This window comes from Mycobacterium terramassiliense, from assembly GCF_900157385.1.
Classification (GTDB): Bacteria; Actinomycetota; Actinomycetes; order Mycobacteriales; family Mycobacteriaceae; genus Mycobacterium; species Mycobacterium terramassiliense.
In genome coordinates, this window is record NZ_LT717701.1 from 1,112,677 (window position 1) to 1,125,614 (window position 12,938).

A 12,938-nucleotide genomic window follows, 5' to 3' on the forward strand; every position below is an offset into this window, starting at 1 on the left:
CATGGCCGCCCGCCAACGAGCCGACCCGGCAAAGACCCGTCAGGCGGTGCTGGCCGTCGTGGACTGGCTGCGCGACGACTCCCGCGCGGCGCCCGACCGGGATGCCCTGGCCGCCGCGGTCCGGCTCACGGCGCGCACGCTGGCGGCCGTCGCGCCCGGCGCCAGCGTCGAGGTCCGGATCCCGCCTTTCGCCGCCGTCCAATGCATCACGGGCCCGCGCCACACCCGCGGCACACCACCCAACGTCGTGGAGGCCGACCCGCGCACCTGGCTGCTGCTGGCCACCGGGCTGGTGCGGCTCGAGGAGGCCGCGGGCACCGGGGCGGTGACCCTGTCGGGCTCCCGAGCGGGTGAGATCGGCCACTGGCTGCCGTTGTTCGACGTGGGCGAAACACAAGTCTGAACTGCAGGTTTAGGGTTTTAAGAGCGATTTTCGGCGCCCAACACGCCGGTCGGATTCGGCGCCACGACCGTCCAGCCCGTAGACTCCCTTACGTCACCAATCGTTCGCCAGGGAGCCGCCGAACCGTGACCGTCCAGGAGCCCGAGCAGGACCTGAACTCCCCCCGTGAAGAGTGCGGCGTATTCGGGGTATGGGCCCCGGGCGAGGAAGTCGCCAAACTCACCTACTACGGCCTCTACGCGCTGCAGCATCGCGGGCAGGAAGCCGCGGGAATCGCCGTCGCCGACGGATCCCAGGTATTGGTCTTCAAAGACCTCGGCCTGGTCAGCCAGGTGTTCGACGAGCAAACGCTGGCCGCGATGCAGGGCCACGTCGCGATCGGGCACTGCCGCTACTCCACCACGGGCGACACGACGTGGGAGAACGCGCAGCCGGTGTTCCGCAACACCGCCGCCGGCACCGGGGTTGCCTTGGGGCACAACGGGAATCTGGTCAACACTGCCGAACTCGCCACACGCGCGCGCGACGCGGGCTTGATCGGCACCCGATGCCCGGCCCCCGCCACGACCGACTCCGACATCCTGGGCGCGCTGCTGGCCCACGGCGCGGCCGATTCCACGCTGGAACAGGCGGCGCTGGAACTGCTGCCGACCGTGCGCGGGGCCTTCTGCCTGACGTTCATGGACGAGAACACGCTGTATGCGTGCCGCGATCCGTTCGGGGTGCGGCCGCTGTGCCTCGGACGGCTGGACCGCGGCTGGGTGGTGGCGTCCGAAACCGCCGCGCTCGACATCGTCGGCGCCTCGTTCGTGCGCGACATCGAGCCGGGCGAGCTGCTGGCCATCGACGCCGACGGCGTGCGTTCGACGCGATTCGCCAATCCCGAGCCCAAGGGGTGCGTCTTCGAATACGTCTATCTGGCACGACCGGACAGCACGATCGCGGGCCGATCGGTGCACGCCACCCGGGTCGAGATCGGGCGCCGGCTGGCGCGCGAAAGCCCCGTGGAAGCCGACCTGGTGATCGGCGTGCCCGAATCGGGCACCCCGGCCGCCGTCGGATACGCCCAGGAGTCCGGGATCCCGTATGGCCAGGGCCTGATGAAGAACGCCTACGTCGGGCGCACCTTCATCCAGCCCTCGCAGACCATCCGCCAGCTCGGCATCCGGCTTAAGCTCAACCCGCTCAAAGAGGTGATCCGCGGCAAGCGGCTGATCGTCGTCGACGACTCGATCGTGCGGGGCAACACCCAGCGGGCCCTGTTGCGCATGCTGCGCGAGGCCGGCGCCCTCGAAGTGCACGTGCGCATCGCGTCGCCGCCGGTGAAGTGGCCGTGCTTCTACGGCATCGACTTCCCGTCGCCGGCCGAGTTGATCGCCAACGCCGTGGAAGACAAAGAGGAAATGCTCGAGGCGGTGCGGCACGCCATCGGGGCCGACACGCTGGGCTACGTCTCGCTGCGGGGGCTGGTCGCGGCCTCCGAGCAGCCGGGGTCGCGGCTGTGCACCGCCTGCTTCGACGGCAAGTATCCGATCGAACTGCCCGGGGAAAACGCGCTGGGCAAGAACGTCATCGAGCACATGCTCACCAACGCCGCGCGCGGAGCCGCGTTCGACGACCTGGCGCCCGATGAAGTTCCCGTCGTGCGCTGACCCTGTGGGTTCTCGTTGGTTCACAGACGCGTGATACCGGCGCCGAGCGCAGCCCGGTAGCCTTTATCGCGATGACGGATCCCGGAAAAAGCCCCGGACGAAACCCGGGCAGCCAGGGCATCACCTACGCGTCGGCCGGGGTGGACATTGAAGCCGGTGACCGCGCCGTGGCCTTGTTCAAACCGCTCGCCACCAAGGCGACCAGACCCGAGGTGCGCGGGGGGCTGGGGGGGTTCGCGGGGTTGTTCGCGTTGCGCGGCGATTACCGCGAGCCGGTGCTGGCGGCCTCGACTGACGGGGTCGGCACCAAGCTGGCGGTCGCCCAGGCGATGGACAAGCACGACACCGTCGGCCTCGACCTGGTCGCGATGGTGGTCGACGACCTCGTCGTGTGCGGCGCCGAACCGCTGTTCCTGCAGGACTACATCGCGGTCGGCCGCACGGTGCCGGAGCGCCTGAGCGCGATCGTCGGCGGCATCGCCGAGGGTTGTGTGCGCGCCGGGTGCGCACTGCTGGGCGGCGAAACCGCCGAACACCCCGGCCTGATGGAGCCGGACCACTACGACATCTCGGCGACCGGCGTGGGCGTCGTGGAGGCCGACGACGTGCTGGGCCCCGACAGGGTCAAGCCCGGCGACGTCATCATCGCGATGGGCTCATCGGGCCTGCATTCCAACGGGTACTCGCTGGCCCGCACGGTCCTGCTCGAGATCGACCGGATGAACCTGGCCGGTTACGTGGAAGAGTTCGGCCGCACGCTGGGCGAGGAACTGTTGGAGCCCACCCGCATTTACGCCAAAGACTGCCTGGCGCTCGCCGCCGAAACCCACGTGCGCACGTTCTGCCACGTCACCGGCGGAGGCTTGGCCGGCAACCTGCAACGCGTCATTCCGCCCGGGCTCGTCGCCGAAGTCGACCGCGGCACCTGGACGCCGGCGCCGGTGTTCGCGATGATCGCCCAGCGCGGCCGGGTGACGCGGCCGGAGATGGAGAAGACGTTCAACATGGGCGTCGGCATGATCGCCGTCGTCGCGCCGGAGGACACCGACCGGGCGCTTGCCATCCTGACCGCGCGGCATCTGGATTGCTGGGTGCTGGGCACCGTCGGCAAAGGCGGGAAAGACGGCCCGCGGGCCACGCTGGTCGGCCAACACCCGCGCTTCTGATGGCCGAAACTGGCCGAGACTGAGTCGTAACGAGCACTGTGCCGATGCTCAGCGCATCGGCACAGCGGTTTCCGGTCCTAGCGGCGCCACTCGTCGTGGTCGTCCCAAGAATTGCCCGCGGGTAGTCCGTCCGAGTCGTCCAGTTCGTTGGATTCGTCGGCGTCCGTTCCCGACAGCTCGCGCTGAAGCCGCTGGAAGTCGGTCTGCGGGGAACTGTATTTGAGTTCTCGAGCAACCTTGGTCTGCTTTGCCTTCGCCCGGCCGCGGCCCATGGGGGAACCCCCTCGCGCAATAACGGAGCGGCCTAACGAGTAGGCGGCTCCGATCTCTTGGTGTCGTTATTGTCCTGCCGACAGTTTACCGTGCCTTACGGTCGGGTGTCGGCGACCCCTGCCCGCTGTGGCGGACCTCATCGAGGATTATCTCGCACCGCCCCGCAACCGTTCAACGGCTCGCCGGCCCGCACCGACGTGTTCCGTGGCGGGCAGCGAATCGGCGTCGATGACCGCGGCGACCGCGGCCTCGGGGCCGGTCGTCAACGCGGTGTCGGCCGGCACCCCGCGCTTGAGTAATGCCAGCGCCACCGGCCCGAGGTCCACATGATCGACGACGGTTCCGAGCCGCCCGATGGCACGACCGCCGGCCAGCACCGCATCACCCGTCGAGGGCCGCTCGACCGAGCCGTCGAGGTGCAACAGCACCAGCATCCGAGGCGGTTTACCGAGGTTGTGCACCCGCGCAACGGTCTCCTGCCCGCGATAGCAGCCCTTGTCCAGATGTACCGCCCCCTCACCGGGACCGCCGATCCAACCCACCTCGTGGGGGATCGTGCGCTCGTCGGTGTCGACGCCGAGGCGCGGGCGCAGCGCCGCCACCCGGTGGGCTTCGTAGGCCCACACCCCGGCCGGCCGCAACCCGGCCCGGGTCAGGCGGTTCAGCCAGCCGGCCGCCTCGCCGCGCGGCACCACCAGGTCCAGCTCGATCGGGCCCGCGGGTGCGGCGGGCATCCGCCGCACAAAACCGCCCCCGGGGACCGAAACCGCGGTGAGCTCGGCGGGGAGGGCGTCAAGGCCGAGCGCGTCGAGCACCGCGCGGTCCGCCAGCCGCGGACCCAGCAGCGACAACACCGCCATGTCCGCGCCGGCCGGGGTGACCTCGGACCAGAAGACCATCTTGCGCAGATAGGCCAGCAGCGGCTCGCCCCGCCAGGGCTCGGTGTCGAGGTACGTCGTGCCGCCCAGCTCCGTCTGGATCCAGTGGTCCTCGACGCGGCCCTGGCCGTCGAGGCTGAGGTTCTGCGTGCTGGCGCCCTCGGCGAGTTCGCTCACGTGCTGGGTGGAGATGCTGTGCAGCCAGGCCTGCCGGTCCTTGCCGGTGAGGGTGAGCACCGCGCGGTGTGAGCGGTCGATCACCACCGCCTCGGTCTCGGCGGCGCGCTGCTCGCCGAGCGGATCGCCGTAATGCCAGACCGCGCCGGCGTCGGGGCCGGGATCGGGTGCGGGAACTGCAGTCACACGACAACTCTACGGACCCGGCGCGCGGCTAGGCTTACCCTCCATGGCCGACCGGACGGGTGTGATCGTCACGCTGGACGGTGGGATCCATCCGCCGGGGACGCCGCTGCTGCACGCCGACGACCTGGCCGCGGTCCGCGGCGACGGGATCTTCGAGACGCTGCTGATCCGCGACGGCCGGGCCTGCCTGGTGGAGTCGCATCTGCAGCGGCTCACCCATTCGGCCAAATTGATGGACCTGCCCGCGCCGGACCTTCCCGGCTGGCGGCATGCCATCGAGGAGGCCACGCGCCGGTGGGCCGCGGGCACCGCCGACGAAGGCGCGATGCGCCTGATCTACAGCCGCGGCCGCGAAAGCGGTTCGGCGCCGAGCGCCTACGTGATGGTCAACCCCGTCCCGGACAGGGTGACCGCGGTTCGCCGCGACGGGCTCGCGGCGATCACCCTCGACCGCGGGTTGCCGGCCAACGCCGCCGACGCCATGCCGTGGCTGCTGGCCGGCGCCAAAACGCTGTCCTACGCGGTCAACATGGCCGCCCTGCGGCACGCCGACCGCCAGGGCGCCGGCGACGTCATCTTCGTCAGCTCCGACGGCTACATCCTGGAGGGCCCCCGCTCGACGGTGGCGATCGCCACCGACGCCGGCGCGGACGGCACCCCCTGCCTGCTGACCCCGCCGCCCTGGTACCCGATCCTGCGGGGCACCACGCAACAGGCCCTCTTCGAGGTGGCGCGGGCCAAGGGCTACGACTGCGACTACCGCGCGCTGCGGGCCGCGGATCTGCATGCCGCCCAGGGGATCTGGCTGATATCGAGCATGACCCTGGCGGCGCGCGTGCACACGCTGGACGGTCGGCGGCTGCTGCGGTCTCCGATCGCCACCGAATTCGCCGAACTGGTCGACGCGGCCATCGTCAGCGATCGCTGAGCGCTGAATTCGGTTGTCGCTTCGCGCAATGGCGGGTAACTTCGGCCGTACACAAGGAAGGAGGTGGTCCGCGAATTGATAGCTTCATGGACATGTGAGGTGGCTACGCGCTAGCTGCACTGGCTCGGAAGAGTCGGCGTTCAACGCACGCTGGCGAATTCCCCGTAGCCACCCGGCCCCCGAGCTTCCGGTCAGTCCAACCAGGAGCTTTTGCTCGGGGGCCGCTCCATGTCAGGACACTGGCGGGCGACTATCCGGCAAAGCGCGACAGCCGCGCCGAAAGATGCGGCACCAGGCCGCCGTCGGCGTCCACCCGCTCCTCGACGTAGGCCAGATCACCGCCTTCGACGATCCCGTACAGGCGCTTGGCGCCACCGACCAGGAGGCCGGAACGACTGCGGGCCAGGGCGTCCGTGGCGAGTTCCCACGACGATTGCGTGCGGGGCCGCCCATAGAACAACTCGATGTAACCGGCCGAATGGGCCAACAACAGCTCGATGGCCTGCGATTCGGTCGGATCGTCGGGGTCGCTGACGAAGCGCCAGAAGCCGCTCTCGCGCAGGCCGGGTTCCTGGTAGTTGCCCGTGTCGTCGAGCCGCCAGGACCGCGCTTCCCAATTGAGATAGTCGCCGCCGTCGTGGCTGACCACGATCTGCTGGCCGAACCGATAGTCCCCGTCGTGTCCGCGGCCCTCGCCCTCGCCGCGCCACACTCCGACCAGCGGCAGCAGCGCCAGCAGCGCGTCGTTGAGGTTGGCACCTTCGCGCAGGTTCGCGGTGTCGGCGGGGACCGGCAGGTCGTCGAAGGCCGGGATGTTGCGGGCAGCGGTCACCTTGGCGCGTTCGGCGGCGGCAGCCACGGCGCGGTCGCCGGAAGCCGTGGGATCGTCGGAACTCACGACTCGTCAGTGATGAGCCGGTAGAGGGTGTACAGCGCGAACCATGAGATGACCACGACCGATATGACCAGCATGATCTCGAAGAAGAGCACCACGCACACGAGTCTATTCGTGCCGCGCGGCCGCCGGGGTCGGCCGGTCCGTCAGGCGATCTTGACGTCGACCTCGTGAATGCCCGCACCGGAGGGCGCCACCACGGCGTCGCCGTTGCCGATCGGGGACAGCGCGCGCAGCGTCCAGGACCCGGGTGCGGCGAAGAAGCGGAAGTCACCGGTGGCCGACGCGACCACCTCGGCCGTGAACTCGTCCGAGGAGTCCAGCAGGCGGACGAACGCGCCACCCACCGCCTGGCCGGCGCCGTCCACAACGCGTCCGGTGATGACCGTTTCCTTCTCCAGATCGACGCTGGCGGGCAACGTCAGTCCTTGCTTCGGTCCAGAGCACATATCAGCTTCCCAACTCGATCGGGGCACCCACCAGGGAGCCGTATTCCGTCCAACTGCCGTCGTAGTTCTTGACGTTTTTGTGGCCGAGTAATTCCCGCAGCACGAACCAGGTGTGCGACGAGCGTTCCCCGATGCGGCAGTACGCGATGGTTTCCTTCGTGCCGTCCAGCCCGGCGTCGGCGTAGATCTTGGCCAATTCCTCGTCGGACTTGAAGGTGCCGTCCTCGTTGGCGGCCCTGCTCCACGGCACGTTGATCGCGCCGGGGACGTGGCCGGGCCGCTGGCTTTGCTCCTGCGGCAGGTGTGCCGGCGCCAGGATCTTGCCCGAAAACTCGTCGGGGGAGCGCACGTCGACCAGGTTCTTGACGTTGATCGCCGCGATCACCTCGTCGCGGAAGGCCCGGATGCTGTTGTCCGGCGCCGCCGCGGTGTAGGAGGTGGCCGGCCGGTTCACCGTGTCGGTGGTCAGCGGGCGCCCGTCGAGTTCCCATTTCTTGCGTCCGCCGTCGAGCAACTTGACGTCGGCGTGGCCGTACAGCTTGAAATACCAGTAGGCGTAGGCGGCGAACCAGTTGTTGTTGCCGCCGTAGAGGACCACCGTGTCGTCGTTGGAGACGCCGCGGTCGGACAGCAGTTTGGAGAACTGCTGTGCGTCCACGAAATCGCGCTTGACGGGGTCCTGCAGATCGGTGCGCCAGTCCAGCTTGATTGCGCCGGCGATGTGGCCGGTGTCGTAGGCGCTGGCGTCCTCGTCCACTTCGACGAAGACGACGTTTCCGGCATCGAGATTGCTCTCGGCCCAGTCCGCGGAGACCAGGACGTCGGAGCGTGCCATGGTGGGTGTTCCTTTCGATTGCTTGTGACGTAGGGGTTATGCGGAGATCGGTCGAAAGCGTGCGACCAACGGGTAGAGCTGGCAGCCCAGGCAGATGCCGAAGGCCGCGTTGAGGAAGGCGGCCACCAACGCGGCCGCGGTGGCGATCAGGCCGAGCACAAAGGCGCCGACGGCGAATCCCACGACACCGACGACCGCGAAGATCAGGCCGACGAGTTGGGCAAACTTCAGCGGCGCGACGGGTTCGCGTTCCGTGACGGGTCCCAGGCGGGGCGCCACGGCGCGGGCAAACACGCGCCCGTAGGGGTGGCGCCGGGGCCCGCCGAGGGCGCCGACCGCGAAGATCAGGGCCTGCGCCCCCAGAATGACGGCAGCCGCCAACGGGCTGGCGGCTGACACAATGAGCGTGAGCAAGAGGACCGCGGACGTCACCCAGGCGGCGAACCTGGGCCCGCGCACGTCGACGCGGTCGGGCTCCACTGCGGTATTGCTGCTTGGCACGGGACTACTCCTAGAAATTCTTGTTGCGCGGAAAGCCGGGGGGCACGCCTTGGAAGCCTGGGTAGGGGTCCGAAGCTGCTCCGAGTGCGCGCGGGGCGCTGCTACTCAACAGCTACAGCAACAACAACAACAACCCGCGATGCGGCACAGATCGACTGCGCGACGCGTGGTGAGCATGGGCTCCAGGCGGGCTGACACGTCGGCAAGCTTACCCAATGACGTGGTGCTCAGGCCAACAGAGGCTGCAGCGCCGAACGCAGGTCCGCGGCCTTGGGCACCCCGGAGGCGCGGTACCGCTGTCGTCCCTCGACATCGAAGATCAGCGTGGTGGGCAGCGACAGCACCGAGAAGCGCCGGGCCGTCGCCGGGTTGGCGTCCAGGTCGATCTCGACGTGGGCTACCTCGGCCATGTCCTCGCAGACCTGGCCGACCACCCGGCGAACACGATCGCAGGGCCCGCACCATGGGGCGCTGAAGTGCACGATGGTCGGCCCGCTCTGAGACAACGCCAGCTCGCCGGCGTCGGGTCCGCCGCCAGGATCGGCATGGATCTCGCGGACCCTTCCCGATGCGCGGGTCAACAGCCAACCGGCGACGGTAGCCACGGCGAGTGCTCCGACGATGGCCGCAAGCACGGTGATCATGACTGCTTAAACCCTTCCAGGGTGAGCGTTACTCCCCGGGCGACCCCTTCGATGATGACGTCGGAGCCGCGCGCGCCCTCGGTCGTGGGCGCAACTCCGAACGGCAGCCGCTGGTTGGGCAGCCTGGTGCTGAACGCGCGGAGCACCGCATCCCGCTTGTCGTCCGGGACGGGCTGATCGGCGGTGTCGGGCCCGGTGAGGACGCCGGTCGGGGTGATCACCAGCGTCGCGGGGTCGTCGGGGGCGATGGAAAGGTCCGCCGAGACGCTGACCCGGTGCTCGAAGCCCGCCGCGTGCGGCGTGCCGCTGAACACCAACCCGTGGCTGTCGGAGATGCCCGATGCGGTGACGCCGCCGGTCGCGGTGTTGGTTTCCCTGGGGGGCGCCTCCACCATCAGATCGCTGATGCCCAGGTAGCGGCCCAGGTGCGTCGAGTCGATGATGATGCGGCTCTCCAGCCTGCCCACCGGCAGCTTCGCGTCGGGTCTGATCAGCCAGGACGCCTGCGTGAGGTCCACCGAGTACATGGTGGCTTCGAGGGTGGCCGTGCCGACCATCGTGTGATCGACGGCGTTGGCCTTGATCTCCAGCTGGTTGTAGTGGTGGCGCATCGCCTGCGGGATGAAGGGGAACGCCACGATCGCGACGAACGGGTCGGAACCGAGATGCGCCACCCTGCGCACGCTGGTCGACAGCCGGTATTCGGCGTAGATGCTGGTTGCGTAGTCGGCGCCGACGGCGCCGACGACCGGTACGGCCACGGCGATCGCCGCCGCCGCCGCGCCGATCAGCACCTTGCGCATCCGCACATTGTCGCGTAATCCGCTGGCCACCGTGTCGCCGGCCGCCCGGTGGCGGGGCTCACACTGCCACCCACCCCACCCCGAAAAGGCAGGTGGCACGTTATCGTTACATGACCTGGCAACTAACGCGTCGTGGCGTTACGAAATGGGAGACGCCTTCCCCCCGAGATGGAGGGGCTAGTTGGAGCTACTACTGCTGACCTCGGAACTGCACCCCGATCCGGTGCTGCCGTCGTTGTCGCTGCTTCCTCACACCGTCCGGACGGCGCCGCCAGAGCCATCCTCGTTACTGGAGGCCGGGACCGCGGACGCCGTGCTGGTCGACGCGCGCACGGACCTGTCGTCCGCGCGCGGCCTGTGCCGGCTGCTGAGCACCGCGGGCCGGTCGGTCCCCGTCCTGGCCGTGGTGAGCGAAGGCGGGCTGGTGGCGGTGAGCGCCGACTGGGGGTTGGACGAGATCCTGCTGCCCAGTACCGGGCCCGCCGAGATCGACGCCCGGCTGCGGCTGGTGGTCGGGCGCCGTGGCGGGCTGGCCGACCAGGAAAGCGCGGGCAAGGTCAGCCTGGGCGAGCTGGTGATCGACGAGGGCACCTACACCGCCAGGCTGCGCGGCCGCCCGCTCGATCTCACCTACAAGGAGTTCGAGTTGCTGAAGTACCTGGCGCAGCACGCCGGCCGGGTGTTCACCCGGGCGCAGTTGCTGCACGAGGTGTGGGGCTACGACTTCTTCGGCGGCACCCGCACGGTCGATGTGCACGTGCGTCGACTGCGCGCCAAGCTCGGCCCCGAATACGAGGCGTTGATCGGCACCGTGCGCAACGTCGGTTACAAGGCCGTCCGGCCGGCGCGCGGTCGACCCCCGATCGCGGACCCCGCCGAGGCCGACGCCGACGAGGCCGAGCCCGATTCGGAGCACCTGCAAGAGCCGCTCGGCGACCCGTTGCGCAGTCAGTGAGCTCGCCCGACTGGCGCGCCGCTCTTACCGCCACCGAGCAGCAGACTGTGCGCGAACTCGTCTCGGCGGCAACGCAATTCGATGGCGTAGCCCCCGTCGGCGAGCAGGTGCTGCGCGAGCTGGGGCACCAGCGCACCGAACATCTGCTGGCCACCGGTGTCCGGCCGGGCACGATCGCGGGCTACCTGAATCTCAGCCCGCCCCGTGACGGCGGTGCGGGGATGGCGGAACTGGTGGTGCATCCCCAGGCGCGCCGGCGCGGCGTCGGCACTGCCATGGCACGCGCGGCGCTGGCCAAAACCGATGGGCGCAATCACTTTTGGGCGCACGGCACCCTCGAGCCGGCCCGGGCGACCGCCGCCGCGCTCGGGCTGACCGCGGTGCGCGAACTCGTCCAGATGCGACGCTCCCTGCGGGACTCCCCCGACTCCGTGCCGCCGGTTGCCGGGGTGGAAATTCGCACCTACCGGGGGACGGCCGACGACGCGGAGCTGCTGCGCGTCAACAACGCCGCGTTCGCCCAACACCCCGAACAGGGCGGGTGGACCGAGGCCGATCTGGTCGAGCGGCGCGGCGAACCCTGGTTTGACCCGGAGGGTTTGTTCCTGGCGTTCGGCGCGCCCGACAGCGATCAGGCGGGAAGGCTACTGGGCTTCCACTGGACCAAGGTGCACCTCGACCGACCGGGCTTGGGCGAGGTCTACGTCGTCGGGGTCGATCCGTCGGCGCAGCGCCGGGGCCTCGGGCAGGCGTTGACCGCGATCGGGATTCAGGCCCTGGCACGCCGGCTGGCCGGTTCGGCCGAACCCACCGTGATGCTGTACGTCGAGTCCGACAACGTCGCCGCGGTGCGAACGTATGAGCGCCTCGGCTTCGCCACCTACAGCGTCGACACCGCTTACGCGGTGGCCACCGGCTGACGGGCCGATCGTTCACCCGGCATTCATCTCAACCGAGTTGTGTGGGCAGCACCGACGCATACTTTCGCGGCGAGTTGGCTACCTCCCTTGGGGACGGCCGGCGGCGCCTGCATGCGTCGGGGGGAGCGCGTCAAGAAAGCGAGATCGGTGAGGCTCGACGGGGAGGGCAGGGCGTTGGCGGCCGCGGCGTTGGCGCTTGCGATCTGCGGTGCGACGTTGACCGCGTGCGGCGGCGACGACAACCGCCGCGGCGCGTCGACGGCCGCGATCTCCGGGTTGGCCGACACGGCGGGCTGCGCCGGCAAGAATGGCCTGACGGCGGAGGGCTCGACCGCCCAGCAGAACGCGATGTCGGTGTTCAACCAGGTGTGGGGGCAGTCCTGCCCGGGCAAGGCGGTTGCGTACAACCCCACCGGGTCGGGCGCCGGCCGCGAGCAGTTCATCGCCGGCCACGTCGATTTCGCGGGATCCGACTCGCCGCTGGTCGCCGACCAGATCGGCCCGGCCGCCAAACGCTGCGACGGAAACCCGGCTTGGGACCTACCACTGGTGTTCGGGCCGGTCGCCCTCGTGTACAACCTGCCGGGCGTGCCGAAGTTGGTCCTCAGCAGTGATGCCCTCGCCAAGGTCTTCAGCGGCAGGATCACCGCGTGGAACGACCCGATATTGGCGGCGCTCAATCCCGGCGTGGCGCTGCCGGACACCAAGATCGTGCCGATCTACCGAGCGGACTCGTCGGGAACGACCGACAACGTCCAGAAGTATCTGACGGCCGCCGCGCCGCAGAGCTGGACCCGCGGGGTGGGCACCGAGTTCCAGGGCGGCGTCGGCGAAGGGGCCACGAAGTCGGCGGGAGTGATCCAGGCCGTGCGGGTCACCGCGGGCGCGATCGGCTACGTCGAGAAGGGGTTCGCCGACCAGGCCGGCATGCCGTACGCCCAGATCGACACGGGTAACGGCGTGGTGCCGCTGACCAACGACACCGCCGCCAAGGCCACCCAGGCGGCCACCTTCGTGGCCGACGGCAACGATCTGGTACTCGACCTGTCCCCGATGTACACCGCTGAGCGGGCGGATTCCTACCCGTTGGTGCTGGCCAGCTACGAGATCGTGTGTTCGAGCGGCTACGACACGGACACCTCGGCGGCGATCAAGTCGTTTCTGAGCGCGGCCGCGACCAACGGGCAGGGCGGTCTTACGTCCGCCGGTTATGTGCCGTTGCCCGATAAAGTCAGGGAGCGATTGGTTACCGCGATCAACGCGATCCGGTAGC

The 12,938-nt window shown here is 69.4% G+C and carries 16 protein-coding genes; 7 read left to right on the forward strand and 9 right to left on the reverse strand.

The window, feature by feature from the left end; translation table 11 throughout:
• Position 1: 1 nt before the first annotated feature.
• From MTAB308_RS19990 to purM, 3 genes are all read left to right on the forward strand, one after another.
• A complete protein-coding gene (locus MTAB308_RS19990; RefSeq protein ID WP_077101458.1) occupies positions 2–403 on the forward strand; it encodes a sterol carrier family protein in 402 nt (133 codons plus the stop codon).
• 125 nt (positions 404–528) lie between these two features.
• Complete coding sequence (purF, locus tag MTAB308_RS19995) at positions 529–2,055, forward strand: amidophosphoribosyltransferase (protein WP_077101460.1); 1,527 nt, start codon at positions 529–531, stop codon at positions 2,053–2,055.
• A gap of 71 nt (positions 2,056–2,126) precedes the next feature.
• Positions 2,127–3,221, forward strand: coding sequence for a phosphoribosylformylglycinamidine cyclo-ligase (gene purM, locus MTAB308_RS20000; RefSeq protein WP_077101461.1), 1,095 nt, complete (start codon positions 2,127–2,129; stop codon positions 3,219–3,221).
• A gap of 77 nt (positions 3,222–3,298) precedes the next feature.
• On the opposite strand, the gene MTAB308_RS20005 is transcribed toward purM, so the two are convergent.
• Both MTAB308_RS20005 and ygfZ read right to left on the reverse strand, forming a co-directional pair.
• The gene (locus MTAB308_RS20005) at positions 3,299–3,493 is read right to left on the reverse strand and encodes a DUF3073 domain-containing protein (RefSeq protein WP_077101463.1); all 195 of its coding nucleotides are present in this window, start codon (positions 3,491–3,493) and stop codon (positions 3,299–3,301) included.
• Between the two features lie 147 nt (positions 3,494–3,640).
• Positions 3,641–4,735: a CAF17-like 4Fe-4S cluster assembly/insertion protein YgfZ gene (gene ygfZ / locus MTAB308_RS20010; RefSeq protein ID WP_077101465.1), complete on the reverse strand. Its 1,095-nt coding sequence runs from the start codon at positions 4,733–4,735 to the stop codon at positions 3,641–3,643.
• Between the two features lie 61 nt (positions 4,736–4,796).
• On the opposite strand from ygfZ, the gene MTAB308_RS20015 reads away from it, so the two are divergent.
• A complete protein-coding gene (locus MTAB308_RS20015; RefSeq protein ID WP_108637457.1) occupies positions 4,797–5,663 on the forward strand; it encodes an aminodeoxychorismate lyase in 867 nt (288 codons plus the stop codon).
• Between the two features lie 250 nt (positions 5,664–5,913).
• Here MTAB308_RS20015 and MTAB308_RS20020 read toward each other — a convergent pair whose 3' ends face one another.
• From MTAB308_RS20020 to lmeA, 7 genes are all read right to left on the reverse strand, one after another.
• Complete coding sequence (locus MTAB308_RS20020) at positions 5,914–6,561, reverse strand: heme-binding beta-barrel domain-containing protein (RefSeq protein ID WP_077101469.1); 648 nt, start codon at positions 6,559–6,561, stop codon at positions 5,914–5,916.
• A gap of 143 nt (positions 6,562–6,704) precedes the next feature.
• A complete protein-coding gene (locus tag MTAB308_RS20025; RefSeq protein WP_067883672.1) occupies positions 6,705–7,007 on the reverse strand; it encodes a DUF1416 domain-containing protein in 303 nt (100 codons plus the stop codon).
• A gap of 1 nt (position 7,008) precedes the next feature.
• Complete coding sequence (locus MTAB308_RS20030; protein WP_077101471.1) at positions 7,009–7,842, reverse strand: sulfurtransferase; 834 nt, start codon at positions 7,840–7,842, stop codon at positions 7,009–7,011.
• Between the two features lie 36 nt (positions 7,843–7,878).
• Complete coding sequence (locus MTAB308_RS20035) at positions 7,879–8,343, reverse strand: DUF4395 domain-containing protein (RefSeq protein WP_077101473.1); 465 nt, start codon at positions 8,341–8,343, stop codon at positions 7,879–7,881.
• A gap of 105 nt (positions 8,344–8,448) precedes the next feature.
• Positions 8,449–8,541, reverse strand: coding sequence for an Ms5788A family Cys-rich leader peptide (locus tag MTAB308_RS30620; protein ID WP_425436289.1), 93 nt, complete (start codon positions 8,539–8,541; stop codon positions 8,449–8,451).
• 29 nt (positions 8,542–8,570) lie between these two features.
• A complete protein-coding gene (locus MTAB308_RS20040) occupies positions 8,571–8,987 on the reverse strand; it encodes a thioredoxin family protein (RefSeq protein WP_077101475.1) in 417 nt (138 codons plus the stop codon).
• The gene (gene lmeA / locus MTAB308_RS20045) at positions 8,984–9,796 is read right to left on the reverse strand and encodes a mannan chain length control protein LmeA (protein ID WP_077104554.1); all 813 of its coding nucleotides are present in this window, start codon (positions 9,794–9,796) and stop codon (positions 8,984–8,986) included. Before lmeA ends, MTAB308_RS20040 begins: the two co-directional genes overlap by 4 nt.
• Before the next feature lie 175 nt (positions 9,797–9,971).
• Between lmeA and MTAB308_RS20050 the strand changes: the two genes are divergently transcribed.
• From MTAB308_RS20050 to pstS, 3 genes are all read left to right on the forward strand, one after another.
• Positions 9,972–10,745 carry a winged helix-turn-helix transcriptional regulator gene (locus tag MTAB308_RS20050; protein ID WP_077101477.1) on the forward strand — a complete coding sequence of 258 codons (774 nt, stop codon included), beginning with the start codon at positions 9,972–9,974 and terminating at the stop codon, positions 10,743–10,745.
• Positions 10,742–11,665, forward strand: a complete 924-nt coding sequence (gene mshD, locus MTAB308_RS20055) for a mycothiol synthase (protein WP_077101479.1) — start codon at positions 10,742–10,744, stop codon at positions 11,663–11,665. Before MTAB308_RS20050 ends, mshD begins: the two co-directional genes overlap by 4 nt.
• Before the next feature lie 147 nt (positions 11,666–11,812).
• Positions 11,813–12,937: a phosphate ABC transporter substrate-binding protein PstS gene (pstS, locus tag MTAB308_RS20060; RefSeq protein ID WP_077101481.1), complete on the forward strand. Its 1,125-nt coding sequence runs from the start codon at positions 11,813–11,815 to the stop codon at positions 12,935–12,937.
• Position 12,938 lies beyond the last annotated feature (1 nt).

Bases quoted from the DNA above. Each gene is read 5' to 3' on its own strand.
- MTAB308_RS19990 (WP_077101458.1), top strand. From the start codon at position 2: ATGGCCGCCCGCCAACGAGCCGACCCGGCAAAGACCCGTCAGGCGGTG.
- MTAB308_RS20025 (WP_067883672.1), bottom strand. From the start codon at position 7,007: ATGTGCTCTGGACCGAAGCAAGGACTGACGTTGCCCGCCAGCGTCGAT.
- MTAB308_RS20040 (WP_077101475.1), bottom strand. From the start codon at position 8,987: ATGATCACCGTGCTTGCGGCCATCGTCGGAGCACTCGCCGTGGCTACC.
- purM (WP_077101461.1), top strand. From the start codon at position 2,127: ATGACGGATCCCGGAAAAAGCCCCGGACGAAACCCGGGCAGCCAGGGC.
- MTAB308_RS20030 (WP_077101471.1), bottom strand. From the start codon at position 7,842: ATGGCACGCTCCGACGTCCTGGTCTCCGCGGACTGGGCCGAGAGCAAT.
- MTAB308_RS20005 (WP_077101463.1), bottom strand. From the start codon at position 3,493: ATGGGCCGCGGCCGGGCGAAGGCAAAGCAGACCAAGGTTGCTCGAGAA.